The 22,655-nt window shown below is 68.3% G+C and carries 22 protein-coding genes; 14 read left to right on the top strand and 8 right to left on the bottom strand.

Going from position 1 to position 22,655, the window contains the following annotated elements:
• Nucleotides 1–2: 2 nt before the first annotated feature.
• Nucleotides 3–887 (top strand): formate dehydrogenase accessory sulfurtransferase FdhD, encoded by an 885-nt coding sequence (gene fdhD, locus BEP68_RS02550; protein ID WP_072590421.1) that lies wholly within the window; start codon nt 3–5, stop codon nt 885–887.
• A complete protein-coding gene (locus tag BEP68_RS02545; RefSeq protein ID WP_222839070.1) occupies nt 877–3,222 on the top strand; it encodes an FdhF/YdeP family oxidoreductase in 2,346 nt (781 codons plus the stop codon). Before fdhD ends, BEP68_RS02545 begins: the two co-directional genes overlap by 11 nt.
• 15 nt (nt 3,223–3,237) lie before the next feature.
• On the opposite strand, the gene BEP68_RS02540 is transcribed toward BEP68_RS02545, so the two are convergent.
• Nucleotides 3,238–3,687, bottom strand: coding sequence for a MarR family winged helix-turn-helix transcriptional regulator (locus BEP68_RS02540; protein ID WP_053098294.1), 450 nt, complete (start codon nt 3,685–3,687; stop codon nt 3,238–3,240).
• Between the two features lie 114 nt (nt 3,688–3,801).
• On the opposite strand from BEP68_RS02540, the gene BEP68_RS02535 reads away from it, so the two are divergent.
• Nucleotides 3,802–4,989, top strand: coding sequence for an MFS transporter (locus tag BEP68_RS02535; protein WP_187249132.1), 1,188 nt, complete (start codon nt 3,802–3,804; stop codon nt 4,987–4,989).
• Nucleotides 4,990–5,024: 35 nt separating this feature from the next.
• Nucleotides 5,025–5,858 carry an aldo/keto reductase gene (locus tag BEP68_RS02530; protein WP_187249131.1) on the top strand — a complete coding sequence of 278 codons (834 nt, stop codon included), beginning with the start codon at nt 5,025–5,027 and terminating at the stop codon, nt 5,856–5,858.
• 30 nt (nt 5,859–5,888) lie between these two features.
• Here BEP68_RS02530 and BEP68_RS02525 read toward each other — a convergent pair whose 3' ends face one another.
• On the bottom strand, nt 5,889–6,707 hold the full coding sequence (locus tag BEP68_RS02525) for a shikimate 5-dehydrogenase (protein WP_187249130.1): 819 nt from the start codon (nt 6,705–6,707) through the stop codon (nt 5,889–5,891).
• A 543-nt stretch (nt 6,708–7,250) separates the two neighbouring features.
• Here BEP68_RS02525 and BEP68_RS02520 point away from each other — a divergent pair.
• The gene (locus BEP68_RS02520; RefSeq protein WP_042540947.1) at nt 7,251–7,457 is read left to right on the top strand and encodes a cold-shock protein; all 207 of its coding nucleotides are present in this window, start codon (nt 7,251–7,253) and stop codon (nt 7,455–7,457) included.
• A gap of 116 nt (nt 7,458–7,573) precedes the next feature.
• Here BEP68_RS02520 and BEP68_RS02515 read toward each other — a convergent pair whose 3' ends face one another.
• On the bottom strand, nt 7,574–8,239 hold the full coding sequence (locus BEP68_RS02515; protein ID WP_187249129.1) for an HAD hydrolase-like protein: 666 nt from the start codon (nt 8,237–8,239) through the stop codon (nt 7,574–7,576).
• A 63-nt stretch (nt 8,240–8,302) separates the two neighbouring features.
• Nucleotides 8,303–8,998: an endonuclease NucS gene (gene nucS, locus BEP68_RS02510; protein WP_056275812.1), complete on the bottom strand. Its 696-nt coding sequence runs from the start codon at nt 8,996–8,998 to the stop codon at nt 8,303–8,305.
• Nucleotides 8,999–9,145: 147 nt separating this feature from the next.
• Here nucS and BEP68_RS02505 point away from each other — a divergent pair, with 147 nt between their 5' ends.
• Nucleotides 9,146–9,472 carry a response regulator gene (locus BEP68_RS02505; protein WP_187249128.1) on the top strand — a complete coding sequence of 109 codons (327 nt, stop codon included), beginning with the start codon at nt 9,146–9,148 and terminating at the stop codon, nt 9,470–9,472.
• 1 nt (nt 9,473) lies between these two features.
• Here BEP68_RS02505 and BEP68_RS02500 read toward each other — a convergent pair whose 3' ends face one another.
• Nucleotides 9,474–10,724 carry an MFS transporter gene (locus BEP68_RS02500; RefSeq protein WP_187249127.1) on the bottom strand — a complete coding sequence of 417 codons (1,251 nt, stop codon included), beginning with the start codon at nt 10,722–10,724 and terminating at the stop codon, nt 9,474–9,476.
• 59 nt (nt 10,725–10,783) lie between these two features.
• Between BEP68_RS02500 and BEP68_RS02495 the strand changes: the two genes are divergently transcribed.
• A complete protein-coding gene (locus tag BEP68_RS02495) occupies nt 10,784–11,845 on the top strand; it encodes a LacI family DNA-binding transcriptional regulator (RefSeq protein ID WP_187249126.1) in 1,062 nt (353 codons plus the stop codon).
• Nucleotides 11,846–11,867: 22 nt separating this feature from the next.
• On the opposite strand, the gene BEP68_RS02490 is transcribed toward BEP68_RS02495, so the two are convergent.
• Genes BEP68_RS02490 through BEP68_RS02480 form a run of 3 tightly spaced genes read right to left on the bottom strand, consistent with a single transcriptional unit; the run spans nt 11,868 to nt 15,085 of the window.
• Entirely contained in the window at nt 11,868–13,367 is a 1,500-nt protein-coding gene (locus BEP68_RS02490) for a hypothetical protein (protein WP_187249125.1), read from the bottom strand.
• A 47-nt stretch (nt 13,368–13,414) separates the two neighbouring features.
• Nucleotides 13,415–13,741 (bottom strand): L-rhamnose mutarotase, encoded by a 327-nt coding sequence (locus BEP68_RS02485; protein WP_056275821.1) that lies wholly within the window; start codon nt 13,739–13,741, stop codon nt 13,415–13,417.
• 15 nt (nt 13,742–13,756) lie between these two features.
• The gene (locus tag BEP68_RS02480; RefSeq protein WP_187249124.1) at nt 13,757–15,085 is read right to left on the bottom strand and encodes an alpha-L-fucosidase; all 1,329 of its coding nucleotides are present in this window, start codon (nt 15,083–15,085) and stop codon (nt 13,757–13,759) included.
• 86 nt (nt 15,086–15,171) lie between these two features.
• Here BEP68_RS02480 and BEP68_RS02475 point away from each other — a divergent pair, with 86 nt between their 5' ends.
• From BEP68_RS02475 to BEP68_RS02445, 7 genes are all read left to right on the top strand, one after another.
• Entirely contained in the window at nt 15,172–16,515 is a 1,344-nt protein-coding gene (locus BEP68_RS02475; protein ID WP_187249123.1) for an alpha-L-fucosidase, read from the top strand.
• 80 nt (nt 16,516–16,595) lie between these two features.
• Nucleotides 16,596–17,852 carry an ABC transporter substrate-binding protein gene (locus BEP68_RS02470; protein ID WP_233277270.1) on the top strand — a complete coding sequence of 419 codons (1,257 nt, stop codon included), beginning with the start codon at nt 16,596–16,598 and terminating at the stop codon, nt 17,850–17,852.
• A 13-nt stretch (nt 17,853–17,865) separates the two neighbouring features.
• Entirely contained in the window at nt 17,866–18,828 is a 963-nt protein-coding gene (locus BEP68_RS02465; protein ID WP_261987667.1) for a carbohydrate ABC transporter permease, read from the top strand.
• Entirely contained in the window at nt 18,821–19,684 is an 864-nt protein-coding gene (locus tag BEP68_RS02460) for a carbohydrate ABC transporter permease (protein ID WP_187249122.1), read from the top strand. The genes BEP68_RS02465 and BEP68_RS02460 overlap by 8 nt, the downstream gene beginning before the upstream one ends.
• The gene (locus BEP68_RS02455; protein ID WP_187249121.1) at nt 19,684–20,832 is read left to right on the top strand and encodes a mandelate racemase/muconate lactonizing enzyme family protein; all 1,149 of its coding nucleotides are present in this window, start codon (nt 19,684–19,686) and stop codon (nt 20,830–20,832) included. The genes BEP68_RS02460 and BEP68_RS02455 overlap by 1 nt, the downstream gene beginning before the upstream one ends.
• On the top strand, nt 20,829–21,842 hold the full coding sequence (locus tag BEP68_RS02450; protein WP_187249120.1) for an aldo/keto reductase: 1,014 nt from the start codon (nt 20,829–20,831) through the stop codon (nt 21,840–21,842). The genes BEP68_RS02455 and BEP68_RS02450 overlap by 4 nt, the downstream gene beginning before the upstream one ends.
• Nucleotides 21,843–21,847: 5 nt before the next feature.
• On the top strand, nt 21,848–22,564 hold the full coding sequence (locus BEP68_RS02445; RefSeq protein ID WP_053098309.1) for a GntR family transcriptional regulator: 717 nt from the start codon (nt 21,848–21,850) through the stop codon (nt 22,562–22,564).
• Nucleotides 22,565–22,655 lie beyond the last annotated feature (91 nt).

Genomic DNA, 22,655 nt, shown 5'->3' with positions numbered 1-22,655 from the left:
GTGTGGGGCGGATCACGACGCGGAGACCGATACTGAAGCTCACTCTCGGGGAGGGAGCCACTCGGCGTGCCGACACGCTCGCCGTCGAGGAGCCCCTGGAGATCCGGGTCGCAGGCTCGCCGCTCGCCGTCACGATGCGCACTCCCGGGCATGACGTCGAGCTCGCGGCGGGGTTCCTCGTGTCCGAGGGGATCATCGCCCAGGCCGAAGACTTCCATTCGGCGATCCACTGCGGTGGCCCCGGCACAGGTGGACAGGAGAACACCTACAATGTGCTCGACATCAGCCTCGCTCACGGCGTCGCGCTTCCCGACCCCGAGGTCGCTCGGCGCTTCTACACGACCAGCTCCTGCGGGGTCTGCGGCAAGGCCAGCATCGACGCCGTCCGCACGGTGTCGCGGCATCCGGTGTCCGTCGACGATGTCCAGGTCGGGGCCGAGCAGATCGCGTCGTTCCCTGATCGGCTGCGCGCCGAGCAGGCGGCGTTCGACAAGACCGGTGGTCTGCACGCCGCCGCGCTGTTCGACGCCGACTCGGGTGAACTGCTCGTGCTGCGCGAAGACGTCGGCCGACACAACGCGGTCGACAAGGTGGTGGGCTGGGCGCTGCTGAACGACCGGCTTCCCCTGCGTCGCCAGATCCTCCAGGTCTCTGGCAGGGCGAGCTTCGAACTGGTGCAGAAGGCCGCGATGGCCGGCATCCCCCTGCTCAGTGCCGTCTCGGCCCCCTCGTCTCTCGCCGCCGAGCTCGCCGAGGAGGCCGGGGTGACGCTCATCGGGTTCGTCCGAGGGCGTTCGATGAACATCTATACGCACGCGCATCGGGTGCGCCTCGACGGGCTCGCACCGTCTGCGCACGCCGAAGAAGGGGCACGCCATGCTCGATAGCCAGGGACCCATCGGCACCGCGTTCGGGCTGATGCCCGCCGAGCCGCGTCAGGGCGGATACGGCCCTCGCACCGATCGACCGTGGTCGCGCAAGCCGTACCGGCATCCGGCCGCCGGGTGGGGAGCCGCCGTGTCGGTGGGGCGGGTGGTGCTGGATCAGCGAGAGCCCATCGCCGGACCGCTCGCGATGCTGCAGATGAACCACCCCGTGTCGGGCTACGACTGCCCCGGATGCGCGTGGCCGGACGACCCGGGCAATCTGAAGCTCGACATCTGCGAGAACGGCATCAAGCACGTCACGTGGGAGATGACGCGCAAGCGCGTCGACCGCCGGTTCTTCGCCGAGCATTCGGTCACCGAGCTCGCGACGTGGCCCGATTTCGACCTGGAGGACCAGGGTCGTCTCACCGAGCCGATGGTCTACGACGCCGCCACCGATCACTACGTGCCGATCTCGTGGGACGACGCCTTCGCGCTCGTCGGCGACGAGCTGCAGGCGCTCGTCAGTCCCGACGAGGCCGCGTTCTACACCTCGGGGCGTCTGAGCAACGAGGCGACCTTCCTGTATCAGCTGATGGTGCGCGAGTACGGCACCAACAACCTGCCCGACTGCTCGAACATGTGCCACGAGGCCTCCGGACGCGCGCTCAAGGCGTCGATCGCGACCGGCAAGGGCACTGTCGACATGCACGACTGGGACGACTGCGACGCCCTCTTCGTGCTCGGCGTCAACGCGGCATCCAATGCCCCCCGCATGCTCACCGCGCTCTCGGATGCCGTGAAGCGCGGCGCGCAGGTCGTGCACGTCAACCCGCTCGTCGAGGCCGGGGCGACCCGGACGATCGTGCCGCACGACTTCGTCGACATGGCGCGCTTCGCGGCGACGGACACGAGCACCATGAACCTGCAGGTGCGCCCGGGGGGCGATCTGGCGCTGATCCGCGGCATGTCGAAGGTCGTCTTCGAAGCCGCCGCCTCCGACCCGTCGGTGCTGGACAGTGAATTCCTCAGCACCCTCACGAACGGCATCGACGAGTACCGCGCACTGGTCGACGTCACGAGCTGGGCAGATCTCGTCGTTCAGTCCGGCCTCACGGAAGAGCAGATCCGCGCCGCCGCTGCGGTCTATCTGGCCTCGGAGCGCACGATCATCAGCTGGTGCCTCGGCGTGAGTCAGCACGAGCACGGCGTCGACACGGTGCGCGAGATCGTCAATCTGCTGCTCCTGCGCGGCAACATCGGCCGCAAGGGGGCGGGCCCGTCGCCGATCCGCGGACACAGCAACGTGCAGGGCAACCGCACGTGCGGCATCGATCACCGGCCGACGGAGGCGTGGCTCGACCGCCTCGCGGAGGTCTGTCGCATCGAGCCGCCGCGGCATCCGGGGCTCGACACCGTCCGCACGATCGAGGCGATGCACGACCGGCGCGTGAAGGTGTTCGTCGGCATGGGCGGCAACTTCGTGCTCGCCGCTCCCGACACCCCGTTCACCGCGCAGGGGCTCGAGAAGTGCCGCCTGACGGTGCAGGTGAGCACAAAGCTGAACCGCAGCCATCTCGTGCATGGCGAGAAGGCCCTGATCCTGCCGTGTCTCGGCCGCACCGAGCGTGACCAGCAGGCGCAGGGCCCGCAGGGCGTCACCGTCGAGGATGCGATGAGCATGGTGCACCTCTCGAGGGGACGCAAGCAGCCGGCATCCGCCTATCTGAGGTCGGAGCCGGCGATCATCGCCGGCATCGCGAAGGCGACCCTGCCGCACACGGCGACGCCCTGGGATTGGTACGTCGGCGACTACGACAACATCCGCGATGTGATGGCGAAGGTGCTGCCGGGGTTCGAGGGCTTCAACGACCTGATCCGCGACCGGCACGGGTTCCGCATTCCGCAGCCCGCCAGGGACCGCGTGTTCGAGACGCCGTCGGGCCGTGCCGAATTCTCCCTGGCTCCACTGCCGAACGTCATCCCCGAGTCCGCCGACACCCTCGTGCTGCAGACGGTGCGCTCGCACGACCAGTGGAACACCACGATCTACTCCAACGACGACCGGTACCGAGGCGTCAAGAACCTGCGCGAGCTCGTCTTCCTGCATGAGGACGACATGCGCGATCGCGGCCTCGTCGAGGGCGATCCGGTCGACATCGTGTCGACGTCGAAAGACGGGTCGACACGGATGCTGAAGGCGTTCCGCGCGGTTCCGTACGACCTGCCGCGCGGCAGCGCCGCCGGGTACATGCCGGAGATGAACGTGCTGATCGGTCGCAAGGACTTCAGCGTCCAGAGCGACCAGCCGCTGATGAAGAGCATCCAGGTGACGGTCTCGCGCGCGAGCGCGTGAGGGCGCTCGCCTGACTCAGGCCTCGGCGGTCACTGACTGAAGCGCGTGCACGACGGGGGCCAGCTCGGGCTGCGTGACCGCCTCGCCGAGAGCACGCTCGAGGGTCTCGTCGTGGATCGGATGCGCGTTCTCGTAGAGCGCCAGGCCGGCCGGGGTGAGCTCGGTGTAGATGCCCCGACGGTCGTCGGCGCAGAGGATGCGGGTGAGCAGCCCGCGGTCTTCGAGCCGTGTCACGAGACGCGTCGTGGCGCTCGGGCTCAGCGCGGTCGCGCGGGCGAGCTGCTGCATGCGCATGTGCCAGCCGTCCTGTCTGCTGAGGGCGTCGAGCACCGTGTACTCGACGACGGACAGGCCGACGGATGCGCCCAGTGCCTTCTCGAGGTCGGCCTCGATGATCCCGTGCAGAGCGGCGAGCGTTCGCCAGCCGCGTGCCCGGATCTCGACAGCGTCGTCTGAGATGCCCACAGTGACCTCCGAAGTAGTTGCTTGCGCGGGATAGTTGCGTATGCAATGATTATCCCTCGTGACGCAATATCCCGCGTCTGCAACTACTTTAGCAGAGGACCACGGAGCACACCCATGCCACTCGGACTCATCGCACTCGCCATCGGCGCCTTCGGGATCGGACTCACCGAGTTCGTGATCATGGGGCTCCTCCCCGACGTCGCCGCGGACTTCGGGGTCACCGAGGCCACGGCCGGCTGGCTCATCTCGGGCTACGCGCTCAGCGTGGTCGTCGGTGCACTCGGCCTCACCGCCGCAACGACCCGTCTGCCCCGCAAACCGGTGCTGCTCGGCCTCGTCGTGCTGTTCATCGTCGGCAATGCGATCACCGCCCTCGCCCCGGACTACACGACCGCCATGATCGGACGCATCGTCGCGGCGCTGTGCCATGGAGCGTTCTTCGGCATCGGATCCGTCGTCGCCGCCGACCTCGTCGCCCCCGAGAAGAAGGCGCGGGCGATCGCGATCATGTTCACCGGCCTCACAGCGGCGAACGTGTTCGGTGTTCCGTTCGGAACCTTCCTCGGACAGCAGTTCGGCTGGCGGTCGACGTTCTGGGTCATCTCCGCCATCGGCATCGTCGCCTTCGCGGGCATCGCCCTGCTGGTCACGGCACCGAAGACGGCAGGCCAGCAGGTGAGTCTGCGCGGCGAGCTCCGGGCCTTCCGGTCCGGACAGGTGTGGCTCTCGCTCATCGTCACCGCGCTCGCCTTCGGCGGCATGTTCGGCGCCTTCACCTACATCGCCTACACGCTCACCGGGGTCACGGGCTTCGCAGACACCACGGTGCCGTGGCTGCTCGTGCTCTTCGGCGCCGGGCTCGTCGCGGGCAACTGGATCGGCGGACGCCTGGCCGACCGATCGATCGACCGCACGCTGCTGATCTTCATCGCGGCTCTGGTCGTCGTGCTCGTGCTGTTCGGCTTCTTCGCCTGGTCGCAGCCCGTGACCATCGCGATCCTCGTTCTGATGGGCGCGTTCGGATTCGGCACGGTTCCGGGGCTCCAGAGCCGCATCATGCACTACGCCGGCGGTGCACCGACCCTCGCCTCCGGCGCCAACATCGGCGCCTTCAACGTGGGCAACGCCCTCGGCGCGTGGGCGGGCGGCCTCGGCATCGCCGCAGGGCTCGGCTACACCTCGCCGATCTGGATCGGGGCCGCGATCACCGCATCCGCCCTGGTCGTCATGGTGATCGCCGTGGTCGCAGCCAGGAAGCCGTCGCCCGCCCCCACCGGCACGCTGCAGACCGTCGCCGCGTGACCACCCGATTCGCAGAGAGAGAAAGAAGCACGAGCATGAACGCTCCCACCGTCCCCACACTCACCCTGAACAACGGCATCGAGATGCCGCAGCTCGGATACGGCGTGTTCCAGGTGCCGGATGCCGAGACCACGGCCGCCGTCGCTGCCGCCCTCGACGCCGGGTACCGCAGCATCGACACCGCGGCGATCTACGGCAACGAGGCCGGCGTCGGGCGTGCGATCGCCGAGTCGGGCATCCCTCGCGACGAGCTGTTCGTGACGTCGAAGGCATGGATCTCCGACCACGGATACGACGGCGCCCTGCGCGCATACGACGCGTCCCTCGAACGGCTCGGCCTCGATCACCTCGACCTGTACCTGATCCACTGGCCGGCGCCCGCTCTGGCGACGTACCCCGAGACCTGGCGTGCGCTCGAGAGCCTCTACGCGGACGGGCGCGTACGAGCCATCGGCGTCTCGAACTTCGAACCCGAGCACCTCGCGCGCATCGCCTCCGAGGGTCGCGTCGTGCCCGCCGTCAACCAGGTCGAGCTCCACCCGGCGCTGCAGAACCGAGCGGTCGCCGAGGCGAACGCTCAGCGGGGGATCCTCACCGAAGCATGGAGCCCGCTCGCCCAGGGCGCCGTGCTCTCCGATCGCTCGGTCGTCGAGATCGCCGAGCGGCACGAGCGGACGCCGGCCCAGATCGTGCTGCGTTGGCACCTGCAGCAGGGGCGCATCGTGATCCCCAAGTCGGTGACCCCCGCTCGCATCGCCGAGAACCTCGACGTGTTCGGGTTCGAGCTCACCGACGACGAGCTGGCCGCGGTCGACCGCCTCGAGCGCGACGGTCGCACCGGCCCCCACCCCGCCGCGTTCAACGGCTGAGGTCCTCGGGGCGGACTGCGGGCGCAGTGGTCACTGCGCCCGCATGAACTCCTCGGCCGCCTGCACCTGAGCGGCGGAGGGGCGGATGCCGGTGTACAGCACGAACTGCTCGAGGGCCTGCAGGGTCGCCACCTCGGCGCCCGTGATGACGGTCTTCCCGGCCGCGCGCCCTGCGGAGATCAGAGGCGTCTCCGCCGGCAGGGCGACGACGTCGAACACGACGGATGCCGCCGCGATCTGCTCCTCGGTGAACGACAGCTCGTGCTCGTCCGCGCCTCCCGCCATGCCGATCGGCGTGATGTTCACGATGATGTCGGCGGTGGCGGCATCCGCATCCGCCGTCCAGGCGAAGCCGTAGAGATCGGCCAGCCCTCGACCGCGCTCTTCGTTGCGGGCCGCGATCGTGACGCGGCTGAATCCGGCGTCACGGAAGGCGGCGGCGGTGGCCTTGGCCATCCCGCCTGAGCCCCGCAGCAGCACCGATGATGCAGGGTCGAGCGAGTTGCGCTCGATCAGCTGGGCGATCGCGCTGTAGTCCGTGTTGTATGCGGTGAGCACCCCGTCATCGTTCACGATCGTGTTCACCGAGTCGATAGCCGTCGCCGAAGGGTCCATGCGGTCGACGAGCGCGATCACGTCTTCCTTGAACGGCATCGAGATCGCGCACCCGCGGATGCCGAGACCGCGCACGCCGGCGATCGCCTGGCCGAGGTCGGTCGGGGCGAAGGCCTTGTAGATCCAGTTCAGGCCCAGCTCCTCGTAGAGGAAGTTGTGGAATCGCGTGCCGTTGTTGCTCGGGCGTGCAGACAGCGAGATGCACAGGGTCATGTCCTTGTTCAGCATGGTCACCGCACCAGGCTACTCGCGCAGTCCGTCCCGTCATTGCCACCGATGACGACGATCGTCAACCCCCCTTGGCGGGATCGAACGGACTCCCCTAGGGTGAAGGTGCATGCACAGGGGATTGATCGTCTCCGTCTTCCCCAGAGACGGGCTGCCTTCCCCAGAGGCAAAGGGCGATCCGTGCATGCGATTGGGCCCTCTCGAGTAGTTCTGTCCCCAACGGACTGCTCGAGAGGGCCGCTGTCGTTTGTCTCCATCGCACAAATTTCTAATCTGTCCCCCAAATGGGGGACAAAAGCAGGCGCGAGGGGTTAGGCTGGAATCTGACGCACCCTCCGGTCGTCTTCGGCCCTCATCGCTCCCCCCGCGGTGAGGGCCACACCATTTTCTGAGGGTCTCCATCTGCCCTGTCATGTGACCGCGGACGACCGCTCATGCAACATTTGGGTTACGGGCTGACATCAGGACTTCCGCTCAGCGCGTGCTCCACTAGCGTGGAGCACGTCGGGGCATCCTGCGTCGGCTTCTTTCCAGCAGAACAGGCAGTACATGAGCACCCAGGGCACGGTTAAGTGGTTCAACTCGGAGAAGGGCTTCGGCTTCATCTCCCCCGACGACGGCGGCGCTGACGTTTTCGCGCACTACTCCGCCATCGAGTCATCCGGCTACCGCTCTCTTGAAGAGAACCAGCGAGTCGAGTTCGACGTGGCGCAGGGCCCCAAGGGCCTGCAGGCTGAGAACATCCGTCCGCTCTGAGAGCGGACGTCATAGAACTCCCCGACCGGAGGTCTGCACTCGTTGCGACCCCCGGCGGGGAGTTCTGTGCTTTCCGGCCGGATTACCCCGGCCGGGTGGCCTCCGGTCGGCCGAGATCAGTGGAGCAGCAGCGCGCGCAGTTCGTCGGCGGATGCGGCGCGGAACGCGGCCTCATCGCCTTCGTGCGTGTCGCTGAAGCCCCACTCGACGAAGATCACCGGCACGCCGTTGGCGTTGCCGCCCTCGACGTCGTGATGGCGATCGCCGACCAGCACGGGGCGTGAGATGTCTGCCCCGCGCTCGGCCAGACGGCGCAGCGCCTCGGCGACGATGTCGGTCTTCGAGGCGAGCGTCGCCTCGTCGGGCGTCGCACCCACCGTCGTGAGGAAGTACGGGCGCAGTGCGAAGAAGTCGACGATCGCATCGACCTGGATCTCGGGCTTCGAGCTGGCGGTCGCCTGAGGCACCCCTGCCGCGTGCAGATCGCGGATGATCTCGGGCACGCCCGGGTAGGTCGCGACATCGGTCGTGTATCCGTCGGCCTTGCCGAGTGTCCGATAGAAGGTGACCGCCTCGGTCGCCTGCTCGGGGGTCATCGCCGCCTGCGCCTGAAACGACTCGAACATGGGCGGCCCGATCCAGTGCACGAGCTGTTCGCGCGTGGGAGCAGGGTGACCGAAGTGCGTGAGGGCCACGTTCAGACGGCGCAGGATGCCGACCGACGCGTCGGCGATCGTGCCGTCGACGTCCCAGAGCACGCACGAATAGGGGGAAGAAGCCATACCTTCCAGCCTATGGGCAGTGCACGACGCGACCGACCGCGGTGGACATCTGTGCAGATGGCCTCAGAACAGGCGGGGGATGCCGGACTCGATGCCCTTCATGTCGTCGTAGTCGAGCACGAGGCAGCGGATGCCGCGGTCCTCGGCGAGCACCCGCGCCTGCGGCTTGATCTCCTGCGCGGCGAACACGCCCTGCACCGGCGCGAGGTGCGGGTCGCGGCCCAGCAGCTCGAGATAGCGGGTGAGCTGCTCGACGCCGTCGATGTCTCCGCGCCGCTTGATCTCGACAGCGATCGCCGCGCCGGCGGCATCCCTCACGAGCAGGTCGACGGGACCGATCGCGGTCGGGTACTCGCGGCGCACCAGGGTCGCGCCGTCGGAGATGCGCTCGACCTGCTCGGCGAGCAGGCGCTGCAGATCGGCTTCGACGCCGTCCTTCTGCAGACCGGGGTCGACGCCGAGGTCGTGGTTGGTGTCGTGCAGGATCTCGTAGATCTGCACGCGGAGCGCGTCGCCGGTCTTCTTGTGCGTCACTCGCCATACTTCGGTGACACCGGCGATGGACTCCTCCTCGCCGGGTTCCTCGGCCGCGAGGGAGCACGGCGGGCTCATCCAGTTCAGCGGCTTGTAGCTGCCGCCGTCGGAGTGCACGAGCAGACTCCCGTCTCCCTTGTGCACGAGCAGACGCGTGGCGAGCGGGAGGTGGGCATTGAGGCGGCCCGTGTAATCCACGGAGCAGCGGGCGATGACGAGACGCACCCGTCGAGCCTACTTCGTCGGGCCGACCCGTTCTGCTGATGTCAGCATCAGCGCCGAAGTTTCCACATCTGCGGCGGATCGACTCCCGTCGTCGATTCCATCGGACTGGATCCTGACATTCTGGGCGGACAGGTCAAGGATGAGGAGATGACGGTGTCGATAGAGCTGGTGACCATGATCGTGACCGTCGCGACCACGCTGCTGGGGCTTGCCGCAGGCTTCGGATGGATGATCACGCGCACGGATGCGCGGTTCGAGATGTTCGAGCAGCGCATGGATGCGCGGTTCGAGAAGTCCGAGCAGCGTATGGATGCGCGGTTCGAGATGTTCGAGCAGCGTATGGATGCGCGGTTCGAGAAGGTGGAGCAGCGTATGGACGCGCGGTTCGAGAAGGTGGACGTCGAGCTCGGAGAGGTGAAGATCGCCATCGCCCGACTCGAAGGCCCGGCGCCGCGTCTGCTCGTCGCCCGCTGATCTACGAGGCTGACTTCGCGGTGACCGGCGGCGTCGACATCTCGTCCTTGCGGAGCGGGCGCGCGGCACCCGAGAACAGGCCGGACAACACGACCAGGCCGACGAGGATGTAGAGCGTGTTGAGCAGTCCGATGTGCTCGCTGATGAAGCCGAGCACGGGCGGGCCGCCCAGGAACGAGATGTAGCCGATCGTCGCGGCTGCGCTCACTCGCGCGGCCGCCTTGGCGGGGTCGTCTGCGGCGGCGGACATACCGAGCGGGAAGCCGAGAGAAGCGCCCACGCCCCACAGCGCTGCGCCCACGAAGACGAGAGGAAGGCTGGGGGCGAGGATGAAGATCAGGATGCCGGATGCGGCGGCAACCGCGAGGATGCGCAGCACGGCGACGCGGCCGAACCTGTCGACCAGTGGGCCTCCGAAGACGCGGACGACGGTCATCGCGACCGAGAACGTCGCGAGCGCGGCGGCGCCCAGTGCGGTGCCGCCTCCGTGGTCTTCGGCGACGCCGAGGGCGAGCCAGTCGTTGGCGCCGCCCTCTGCGAACGACATGCCGAGCATGACGACGCCGATCGCGTAGGTGCGCGGCTCGCGCCAGGCGGACATCGCGACGTGCATCCGCTCCCGCCAGTGCGGCTTCTCTGCGTCGTCGGCCGCGGGGTCGAGTGCCTCTTCGCGTCGCTGCACGTTCGCGATGCTGGCGATGCCGATGGCGGCGATCGCGACGGCGATCACGAGCGTATGGGTGAAGACGTTGATGTGCAGCTGTGCAGCAAGCGCCCCCAGCCCGGCGCCGATCACGGTGCCGAAGCTGAAGAAGGCGTGGAAGAGGGGCAGGATCGTCTTGCCCGAGTGCTGCTCGATCGCGGTGGCCTCGACGTTCATCATGACGTCGACGCAGCCGTTGCCGAGTCCGAACAGCACGAGACCGATCAGCACCACGGAGTACGAGCCGAGGACGTTGGCGCCGATGCCGATGAGGGCCACGCCCGAGGCGAAGGTGAAGATCGACACCATCATGCCGAGGCGCGCGCCGGTGCGTGCCATGATCGCCGGGCTGGTCGAGATGCCGATGATCGAGGCGATGCCCGCGCCGAGCAGCAGCATGCCCACCTGAGCCTTGTCGACCTCGAGGGCGAGCTTGATGTCGGGGACACGGGACGCCCAGGTCGCGATCGAGAGACCGCTGGCGAGGAAGATCGCGAAGATCGCGGTGCGCCAGCGCACGTACTGCGATCGGGAGAGAGCCGTGTCCATGCGGATCAGCATATCGAATCGATTCGATGATCGGGAAGCCGGGGAGCTATCCTCGGAGTATGACGAGCCACGACAGCCCGCGCCGAGCGACGATCGCCGATGTCGCACGCGAGGCGGGAGTTGCCACGTCGACGGCATCCGTCGTCTTCAGCGGCAAGGCCAACGTCGCACCGAACACGCGCGAGCGGGTGCTCGCCGCAGCGGCGGCCCTCGGGTATGCCGGTCCCGACCCGCGCGCCGCATCGCTGCGTCGAGGACGCAGCGGCATCGTCGCGGTCGTGCTCGAGGGGCACCTGCGTGCGGCGTTCCTCGACCCGGTGACCACCGCCATGATGGACGGCCTGACCGATGGGATGGCCGAGCTCAGTGCCGGCATCCTGCTGATGCGCGACGAGCCGGGAGACGACGAGTCGTCGCTCTCGAACGCACCCGTCGATGCGGTCGTGCTGATCGGGTGCTCGGGGCGCGCCAAGGCGTCGCTCGACATCGTGCGCAGCCGGGGCCTGCCGGTCGTCGTGATCGAGGGCGACGCGGGGGAGGGCATCCCGAAGATCCTGCTCGACAACTCTGCGGCGGCCGCGGACGTCGCACGTCACCTGCGCGACCTCGGGCACCGCGACGTCGCACTCGTCACGCTGCCGCTCGACACCCGTCGCGAGCGGGGACCGGTCACTCAGGAGCGAATCGACGCGGCGACGGTGGATGTGACCATCGATCGCCTCGCCGGCATGCGCGAGATCTTTCCCGACGCGCCCGCGATCTCGGCCGGAGGCAGCTTCATCGACGAGGGGCTCCTCGCCGGACGGCATCTGCTGGCGGATGCCGAGACGCGGCCCACGGCGATCCTCGCTCAGAGCGATCTGATCGCCGTCGGCATCATCCGCGCCGCGGAGGAGCTGGGACTGCGCGTGCCCGAAGACCTGTCGGTCGCGGGTTTCGACGGGATCGCCGCCGATGGGCTCGGCGACCTCGTGCTCACGACCAGCGTGCAGCCGGCGGTCGAGAAGGGGCGCGCCGCAGGGGAGCAGGTCGCGCGGATGCTCCGGGGAGAAGCCGGCCAGACCCTGCACCTCACGTGTCGGTTCCGCGAGGGAACGACCACCGCGGCACCGGCTCGCTGACACCGGGTCGCTGCGGTCTCGCTCAGCTGCGCTGCGGCCCCAGGGGCAGGGTCTGACTGCCGAAGTCCAGGATCGAGTACCGGCCGCACTCGACCACACGCTCAGGCTGCACCGCCTGCGGAAGATCCCACGGCACGGTCTGCGAATCCTCGACGAGGAAGGACACCTCGCCGACTGCGAAGTCCGTGCGGTTGACCAGCCACGCGTAGCCGTTGAGCTGATGATCGACCTGGACGAGGCGCGAGGGGTCTGCGACATGCAGTGCGGGCAGACGAACGGTCCAGAACTGTCCGGCGCCCGTGCGACCGGAGGCGTCGACCCAGTCCGTCACGCACGCGAGATCGGGGTCCGGCCGGGTGGTCGCTTCCGTCAGGCGCGGGATGCTGAGGCCGCCGCCGACGAGAAGCACCACGCCGACGATGGCAGCTGTCGAACGACGCAGTCGGGCGGGGAGGCGAAGCACGCGAGGTGATGCGACGAGCACGAGCACCGGAGCGAAGACGAGAGGCTGCAGGTAACGCGCGGCATGCGTGCCCAGCGCGATCGCCCCGATGACGACGACGATCGGTGCCGCCCAGGCCACCGCGGCGACGAGACGGGTTCCCGGGTCGCCCTGTTTCGCCGTTCTCACGACGGCGAAGACGATGAGGGCGACGGTGACCAGCAGCCCGATCAGCCCGGGGAGGCTCTGGCCGCGTTCGGCGATGAGCCGTGCGTAATAGTCGACCGACTCGTGCCAGTGGTCGGGCTGCGCGTAGCCGACGCCGGTGTTCGCGATCCATGCCGCGAGCGGAATACGAGCCAGGAAGCCCGCGGTGATGCCGGCGAGCAGCACCGCGATGAGGGCGAGGATCTGCGCACGCCGCGACGGCGACACCGCGGCGATGCCCAGGATGATCGCGAGGGGGAGGGTCGCCCACACCGCGTACAGCGGGTTCGAGAGAGCCGATATGAGCGCGACGGCGCCGAGAGCGATCGACGGCGAGGCTCTGAGGCGACCGTCATCGATCACGCGCCGAACGATGCCGACCGTGATGACGACGCCGATCACGGTCGCCGAGTAGTAGGTGGTCGTCAGCTGCAAGGATGCGAGGTCGAGCGCCTCTCGCGACGCCGAGACATCGGTCATCGCGAGCATGCCGAACACCCCGAGCGCGACGACGGACCAGGTGACGGGCGCAGAACCCGCGCGGCCGCGGCCGGCGACGAGCCGGATGGCTCCATAGAGGGCGAGGAGATTGACGACCGCGCTGATCGCGAAGAGGCCGTTCACCGTCGCAGGCACGGCGGCGTCGATCGCGGTGAACGCCGCGGTCTCGGGCAGGAACAGCACGCTCGACATCGCCCAGTCGAGCGATTCTCCCGACAGCAGCGACCGCGCGAGCATCGCGACGACCAGCGAATCGCCGTCTCGGAAGAGCAGGTCGGACCGGACTGACGACGCGACCACGGATGCGGTGACGATCGACACGGCGGCAGCGCACATCCAGCCGGCCAGCTCGCGCACCCACGTCCGAGTCACGGGGCAACTCTGCCACGAGCCCGCGGCAGACCCGGGCAGCGGGGCGGTCAGGAGACCTGCGACCTCAGATCCCAGACCTGCTCCAGGGGAGCGGTGCCCTCGGCGCCGTCTTCGTCGCGGAAGAGCTCGACGAAGCGGCCGATGTCGGCCTGCCAGGCGTGGTCGGCCGGATCGTCCTCGAGCGCGGCGACCGCGGCATCCCAGTCATCGCACTCGACCAGGTGGAACAGGCGCCGGCCCGACCTCCAGATCGTCCAGTCGTGGATGCCGATGCGCGCGAAGGTCTCGGCGAGAGCATCCGGGATGCGGGCGTGGTTCGTGCGGTAGTCGTCGACCGCGCCGTCGCGGATCTCGGAGTGCAGAGCGATGCGCATGAGAGGGTCCTTCCGTCAGTCCCTGGGCTGGAACGAGATCGCGACCGGGGTCGTCGCGTCCGCCACCTCGACCAGGATGGCACCATCGACGCGTTCCGCGATCACCGGATGCTCGCCGATCCGTGCGCTGCTCTCGTCGAGCAGGCCGTGCGGATCGGGGAGCTCGACGTGTCCGTTCCGGTCGACGACCGCGTGCACCGCATCATCCGTGCGTGTCCAGCGCAGCCAGGGGTCGTCGGACGCCGGCATCCGCTCTTCCGGTCGCGCACCGAGCACGGCGTGCCCGTACTGCCTGTTCCAGTGGCCGATGCCCTCGAGGGTCTCTCGTTGCAGATCGGGGATGCGGCCGGACGCCTCGAGGCCGATGTTGAGCAGCAGGTTGCCGCCGCGTGAGACCACGTCGACGAGCAGAAGCACGGCCTCGTGCGCCGACAGCAGGTGCTCGCTCGTCTCCCTGCGGTTGTGGCCGAACGAGAGTCCGATCCCCCGGGTGTTCTCCCACGCCTCGCCGACCTCGACTGCGGTGCCGTGCACGTACTCGCTGGTGCGGAAGTCCCAGTGGGACTCTCCCCAGCGATCGTTGACGACGCCCTCGGGAACCTGCGCGTAGAACCTCTGGAAGGCGTGGGCGATGCTCTTCGGCCCCGGCTCGATTCCCGCAGCCGGCCACCGGATGTCGCCCCAGAGGATGTCGGGACGATAGCGGTCGATCAGGTCGATGACGTGGTCGTGCGCATATTCCGCGTAGGCGAGGTCATCGGGGGCGGGGGCGCCGTCATGGTCGATGGGCGGCAGGTCGGAGAAGTGCCAGTCGAGACCGCCTGAGTAGTACACGCCGAAGCGGAGGCCGGCCGCGCGCGTCGCGTCGGCGAAGGCTCCGATGAGGTCCTGCCCTGGGCCACGGGCGACGGTGTTGCGCCCATCCGTTCCCGGTGCGTCCCAGAGTGTGACGCCGTCGTGGTGCTTGGTCGTGGGGATGAAGTACCGTGCGCCCGTCGCCGCGACCACGGCGAGCACCTCGTCGGCGTCGAACTCCTCGGCCTTCCAGGCATCGAGGAAGTCGTCATAAGGAGCCCCGCCGTAGACCTCCTCGTGATGCCGGTGGGTCGGCGAGCCCTCGATGCGCATGGTGTTGGCGTACCACTCGGCATAGGGATTGTGGGCGTACCACTCGTCCCGTGGCACGGCGCCGAGCTCACCGGTGGGCTCTGCCCAGGCGGGAACCGAGTACGGCCCCCAGTGCACGAAGATCCCCAGTGCGGCGCCGCGGAACCACTCGGGAAGCGGTCGCTCGAACTCGCGGTAGGCCTCGGGACGAACAGGATCGGTCTCGAACATCGCCATCGGTAGGCACCCTTCATCACACCCTTGTGAACGGTTTCGTCTATCACGTATCCTATAGGAAATCTTGGACTCAAAGGAGAGGTTCGATGACAGACGCACGCTTCCGACGCCCCACAGAGCGCATCCCCGGCGGGGAGTGGTTCAGCGGCGCAGGCTTCGGCCTTTTCGTGCACTGGGACCAGGCATCGCAGCAGGGCATCGAGATCTCCTGGCCCCTCGTCGGACGATCGATCATCCCGGGTGAGGATGCCGTGGAAGACGCCGTGACCGTGGCCGAGTACCAGGCGACGGCTCCGACGTTCGACCCCGTGAACTGGGATGCCGCAGATCTCGCGCGTCGTGCCCGCGAAGCGGGAGCCACCTACCTCGTCTTCACGGCACGTCACCATGCCGGATACAACATGTTCTTCACCGAGGAGTCCGACTTCGGCGTGCAGCACGGCCCCTTCGGTCGCGACATCACCCGTGAGTTCGTCGACGCCGTGCGCGCCGAGGGTCTGAAGGTCGGCATCTACTACAGCCTCCCCGACTGGAACCACCCCGACTATCCGGCATTCCGCGATGAGGACCGGCCGTACAAGCTCGAGCACTGGCCCGCCGCGGGCCTCGCCGAGTTCGCCGACACCCCCGACGCGACCGATCGCCACCGGCGGTCGAGTCCGGAGGAGTGGTCGCGCTACCTCGACTACGTGCGGGCGCAGCTGACCGAGCTCCTCACGAACTACGGGCAGATCGATCTGCTCTGGTTCGACGGCGACTGGGAGCGCTCCGCCGTCGAGTGGACGGCGCCGGCACTGCGCCGCCTGATCAAGGAGCTGCAGCCCGATGTCGTCATCAACGACCGCCTGCCCGGCCAGGGCGACTACCGCACCCCCGAGCAGGGCTTCCCGCTCACCCCGCCGACCGGTCCGTGGGAGCTGTGCCTCACGATCGGCGATCACTGGGCATGGCGCACGGGGCCGGACAACGAGAAGTCCGCGCGGTCGCTGCTCGTCACCCTCATCGACGTCGTCGCCCGCGGCGGCAATCTGCTGCTCAACGTGGGGCCCGGTCCCGACGGTGCGCTGCCGGCGGTCGAACAGGAGCGGCTGGGCGAGTTCGCGGAATGGATGCACGCGCACGCCGAGTCCGTGATCGGTGTCGAGCCCACCGTCGGCATCGACTTCCACGGGCCGACGACCGCGCGCGCCGGACGCCTCTACCTGCATCTGACCGCGGTGCCGGTCGACGAGATCATCGTGCGGGGCCTGCCCGTGCGTCGCATCACCCGGGTGCACCGCCTGGCCGACGATCTCGAGCTGCAGCATGACGCGAGCTTCGAGGTGCACGAGGCCTCGATCGCCGGCGACGACCTGGGCGAGCTGCGCATCGTCGCCCCCGCACCGAGCGGCGCCCTGATCGACGTCGTCGCCATCGACTTCTCCGAGTGACCCGAGCACGACCCGAACCCCCGAGCAGCACCCCCTCACCCATCGCATCGAATCAGCATCCAATGAAGGAGGCAGACAGAATGAATGCACTCTCATCCCGACGCGCGAAGCGTCTCATCCTGACAGGCGTCGCGGGCCTCACCGCTCTCACCCTCGCCGGCTGTGCCAGCGGATCGGGAGGAGGAGGCGGCGACGCCGGCGGCCCTCTCGTGCTCTACACGTGGGCCGCCAGCGAGGGCGATCAGGCGCAGTGGGCTGACTTCATCGACGGCGCCCAGGCCGAGGATCCCGACCTCGACATCACCGTCGAGGGGCCCAGCTTCTCGGACTACTGGACCAAGGTGAAGACCCGCCTCAGCGGCTCGAACCCGCCCTGCCTGCTGACCACGCAGGCGGCCCGCGCGCAGGAGCTCGGCGACCTGCTGATGCCGCTCGACGACCTGATCGAGAAGTCCGACTTCGACATCGAGAACATCGACGCATCCATGCTCAGCGGCATGACGGTCGACGGCACGATCAGGGCGATCCCCTACGACGCCGAGCCGATCGTGCTGTTCTACAACGTCGAGGCGTTCGAGGCCGCGGGTCTCGAACTGCCCGGCACCGAGTACACGCGCGATCAGTTCATCGCGGATGCGAAGGCGCTGACCGACGGCGACAAGAAGGGCCTCGCGCTCGCACCCGGCATCTTCATCCCGAACGCCTGGTCGCTCGCCGACGGCGTTCCGGCCGTGACCGAGGACGGCGAGCTCGACCTCACGAACCCCGACTTCGTCGACCAGATCCAGAGCTTCTTCGACCTGGTGTCGGTCGAGCAGGTCGCCAAGGCCCCCGAGGCGGCGGACGGCTCGGAGGTCTCGCAGCAGGCCTTCACCTCGGGCGAGGTGCCGATGCTGATCGAAGGTCCGTGGATGTACGGCAGCTTCGCCGACGCCGCCGACTTCACGCTCGGCGTCACGATCGTCCCGTCGACCAGCGGCGAGGCCGCCGCGATGACGGCGGGTTCGGGCTTCGGCATCGCGGCCAACTGCGACCGCCCGGACGAGGCGTTCGCGGCGATCGAGGCACTGACCTCGGTGTCGGTGCAGGAGAAGCAGGCCGAGGCGCGCGGCATCGTTCCGGCGCGCATCGAGGCGCTCCCGGCCTGGGCTGAGGGCAAGACCGAGGGTGCGGCCGAGGTCGTCGAGGCTCTGCTGGCCGATGCGACCCCGCAGCGCACCACCCCGACCTGGAACCAGGTCGAGACCCTGATGACCCAGTACGGAGTGCAGGGCTACCGGGGTGAGCTGACGGCGGAGGAGATCATGGAGACCATCCAGAACTCGGTCGCGGGCTGAGCGGATGGCGATCATGAGCGAGCGGAGAGAGGCCACGGCCTCCTCTCCCGTGCCCGGCGCGGCGGGAGTGCCCTTCGGCGCTCCCGCCCCGCGGGTTCCCCGCCCCCCGCGACGGCGCGGCCAAGCCTGGGTGGCGGTGGCCTTCCTCGCACCCGGGATGATCGGGTTCGTCCTCTTCATCCTCACTCCGCTGTTCGGGTCGGCCTTCATCAGCCTGTTCGACTGGAAGCTGTTCGGCAGCCCCGACTTCATCGGCTTCGAGAACTACGTCAAGCTGTTCCGCGACCCGACGTTCTACACGGTGCTCGGCAACACCCTGATCTTCGCGATCGTGTACACGGCGCTGAATCTGGTCGTCGCCCTCACCATCTCGCTGTGGCTCAGCACGCGCATGAAGGCGGCCGGGGCGTGGCGGGTCATCTTCTTCCTGCCCGTGATCACGCCGATGGTGGCCAACGCGCTGGTGTGGCGACTCCTGCTCTCGCAGGACGGTCTCGTCAACTCGATGCTCGCGACCGTCGGCATCGATGGACCGAACTGGCTGTCGGACTCGGCGTGGGCGCTGCCCTCGGTCATCGCGATGTCGGTATGGCAGTCGTTCGGCTACAACGTGATCGTCCTGTCGGCCGGACTCAGCGCCATCCCGAAGGAACTGCTCGAGGCCTCTCGCATCGACGGCACCTCGGCGTGGCAGCGACTGCGCTTCATCATCCTCCCGCTGCTCTCGCCGTCGCTGTTCTTCTGCTCCACGATGACGATGATCGGCGCGTTCCAGGTGTTCGTACAGCCGCTCTTCCTCACGCAGGGCGGGCCGGGAGAGAGCACCAACACCTTCGTGCTGTACCTGTACCGCAACGGATTCGTCTTCGATCGGCTCGGCTATGCATCCGCTCTCGCGTGGATCCTCTTCCTCGTCGTGATGCTCATCACGGCCCTGCAGTTCGTCGGCCAGCGCAGGTGGGTGAACTATGAGTGACGTCGTGAGTCTGCCCCGTCGTGCGCGACAGCGCCGTGAGTCGCTCAAGGAGTGGCTCAACACCGCAGCCATCGCCGTGGTCGCGCTGATCTTCGCGTTCCCCTTCATCTGGATGTTCCTCACGGCGCTCAAGCCCGAGAACGAGGTCTTCACCGCCACCCCGCAGATCTTCGGATCGGAGATCCGCTGGGCGAACTTCGTCGAGGCGTGGACCGTCGTACCGTTCGGACGCTTCATCCTCAACGGCCTGTTCGTCGCGATCCTCGGCGCCGCCCTCTCGGTGATCGTCGCCGTGCTCTCGGCCTACGCCTTCTCTCGACTGCGGTTCAAGTACCGCGACAAGCTCTTCCTGCTGTTCGTGCTCACTCTCGTGCTGCCGCAGGAGGTGCTCGTCGTCCCGCTCTTCATCATGATCAACAGCTGGGGATGGAACGACAGCTACGCGGCCCTCATCATCCCGTTCGCCTTCACCGCGTTCGGCACGTTCCTGATGCGGCAGTTCTTCCTCACCATCCCCATGGAGTACGAGGAGGCGGCACTGATCGACGGCGCCTCGCGACTGCGCACCCTGTGGTCGGTGCTGCTGCCGCAGCTGGTCGCCCCGCTCAGCGTGCTCGCGGTGTTCTCGTTCATCGGCTACTGGAACTCGTACCTGTGGCCGCTGATCATCATCAACACGCAGGACATGGCCACGGTGCCCCTCGGGCTCGGCATGTTCACCGGTCAGTTCGGCACGCAGTGGTCGCTGCTCATGGCCGCATCGACACTGGCCGTCATCCCCTCGTTGATCCTCGTGCTGCTGCTGCAACGGCAGCTCATCAAGGGGGTCACCCTGGGCGGACTCGGAGGACGCTGATGACCACGACACACCACACCACGAAGCCCGTGCGGGAGGCCGTCGCGGACGCGACGGCCGGCAGCCGCATCGTGCACGCGGAGGCGCAGCTGTGCGACCTGCCCGTGGAGACCGAGCGCACGGATGCCCTGCAGACGTTCGTCAAGCAGGAGACCATCTTCGTACGGCTGCGCACCGCCGACGGCACCGAGGGCATCGGCTACAGCTACACGATCGGCACCGGCGGTGGGGCGGTGCTCAGCATGCTGCGCGAGACGCTGCTGCCCGCTCTGATCGGGCTCGAGGCCGAGCGTCCCGAAGCGCTCTGGCTCGCACTCTTCGGCATCACTCGCGCCACCACGGTCGGGCCGATCACGGCACTCGCGCTCGCCGCGGTCGACACCGCGGTCTGGGATGCGAAGACCCGTCGCGCCGGACTCCCGCTCTGGGTCGCCGCCGGAGGCGCGTCGCCCTCCGTGCCCGTGTACGACACGGAGGGCGGATGGCTGCACTTCCGCACCGACGAGCTCGTCGCCCATGCGGTCGCCGCCAAAGAGCGCGGCATGGGCGGCGTGAAGATCAAGGTCGGCATGCCGCGAGGGCACCAGGACCTCGAGCGACTGCGTGCCGTGCGCGACGCGGTCGGACCCGGCATGGACATCATGGTCGACGCGAACCAATCGTTCACGGTCGCCGAAGCCGTGCGTCGAGCCCGGCTGTTCGAGCAGGTCGACGTCTTCTGGTTCGAAGAGCCGCTGCCTGCGGAGGACATCGAGGGGCATCGCCTTCTGGCGCGCTCGACGTCGGTGCCGATCGCGGTCGGCGAGAGCATGTACTCGCTCGGTCACTTCCGCGAGCACCTGCAGCGTGGCGGCGCGTCGATCGTGCAGGCCGACGTCGCCCGGGTCGGCGGGATCACTCCGTGGCTCAAGATCGCGCATCTGGCCGAGTCCTTCAACGCCCCCGTCGCGCCGCACTTCCTCATGGAGCTCCACGTCTCCCTCGTCTGCGCGATCCCCAACGCGCTGTACCTCGAGCACATCCCGCAGCTGCGAGCGGTCACGACGGGCGAGATCCGCATCGAGAACGGTCGCGGGTGGGCGCCGACGCAGGCGGGCCTCGGCATCCCCTGGAACGATGACGCCCTGGGCCGGCTGATCGTGTCATGAGTGCGCCTGCCTCCACCGCAGCGAAGCCCGTCGCGATCGGACGCGGAGGGCTTCTCGCCCCGCCCGTCGCCTATGGGGCTGCCGCGCTCGGCAATCTGTACCGGGCGCTGGACGACCGGGAGTGGTCGCGGATCGTGCCGGCCGCGTGGGAGGGCGGCGTGCGGTACTTCGATGTCGCGCCGCACTACGGTCTCGGCCTCGCCGAGCGACGCCTCGGCGAGAGCCTGCGCGAGCTCCCGCGTGAGGAGTACATCGTCTCGACCAAGGTCGGACGCCTGCTGGTTCCGCAGGATGCCGCGGGCCGCTCGGACCTCGACAACCTGTTCGACGTGCCGGCGGATCATCGGCGCGTGCGCGACTACTCCCGCGACGGCGTGCTGCGCTCGGTCGAGCAGTCGCTCGAGCGCCTCGGACTCGACCGCATCGACATCGCTCTCGTGCACGATCCCGATGAGCACGAGCGCGAGGCGCTCGAGGGTGCCTTCCCCGCCCTGAGCGAGCTGCGGGACCAGGGCGTCATCCGCTCGTTCGGTGCCGGCATGAATCAGAGCGGCATGCTCACGCGGTTCGTGCAGGAGACGGATGCCGACGTCATGATGGTCGCCGGGCGCTGGACGCTGCTCGACCAGTCGGCCGCCAACGGCCTGCTCCCGATCGCCCGGGAGCGTGCGGTGACGGTGCTGGCCGCCGCCGTCTTCAACTCGGGAATCCTCGCGACGGATGCTCCCGCTCGCGATGCCACGTTCGACTACGGCCCCGCGGACCGCTCGGTGCTCGCCCGGGCTCAGGCGATCGCCCGGGTCGCCCGGCATCATGGCACCACACTCCCCGAGCTGGCCGCACAGTATCCGCTGACGCATCCCGCCGTGGGCGCGGTGGTGATGGGCGGTGCCAGCGCGGAGCAGGTCGCGCGCAACAGCCGTCTCGTCGCACGCCCGGTCGCCGCGGCGGTCTGGGACGATCTGCGTGATCGCGGTCTGATCGCCGACGAAGGGCACCCCCTACGATGAGACTCATGTTCGGCGACGACGAGGCACGCGGACCGAGGCCGCTTCCGGCACGGCGCGCGCTCGTCGACGACGTGTACGACGCGGTGCTCGGCCTGCTCATGGACCAGGTCATCGAACCGGGCGCCAAGGTCAACATCGACGCGGTCGCCCGCGACCTCGACGTGTCTCCGACGCCCGTGCGCGAGGCGCTGACGCGGCTCGAGTCCGAAGGGCTCGTCGCGAAGCGGGCGCTGAAGGGCTATGTCGCAGCTCCTCTGCTCGACGCGGCGGGCCTGCGCGATCTGTACGACATGCGCGAGCTGCTGGAGCCGGAGGCGGCGCGGCGTGCATCGGCGCACCTCGACCACGAGACCGAGACCGAGCTGGCGGAGTCCGTGGTGACGATGCGTACAGCGTCGGCACCCGATGAGGACGAGCGCTTCCGCAACTATCGGCGGTTCATCGACGAGGATCTGCACTTCCATCACCTGATCGCGGAGAGTGCGCAGAGTCCGCTGCTGTCGGAGGCCATCGTGCGGCTGCGTGCGCACATGCACCTCTACCGGCTGAACTTCCGCCACGACTTCGAAGACGACACCGTGAGCGAGCACGAGAGCATCCTCGACGCGCTGCGCCGACGCGACCCCGAAGCCGCCGCCGCGGCGATGAGGATGCACATCGCGAACTCGTACGACCGTCTCGGTCCGGCGCTCGCTCGGCAGGCTGAGAACGCATCCGAATGATCTGATTCTGCGTGCGAGATCGCGCAAAGTGCCCGAAAATCCGGGGGAAACCGACCATTTGCATGGTCGGGCGCCGACATGATCGACCCTG

It is taken from the genome of Microbacterium sp. 4-7 (genome assembly GCF_014332665.1).
Taxonomy (GTDB): domain Bacteria; phylum Actinomycetota; class Actinomycetes; order Actinomycetales; family Microbacteriaceae; genus Microbacterium.
The sequence above is the reverse complement of the archived record's forward strand: the minus strand, read 5'-3'. Positions and strand labels throughout refer to the sequence as shown.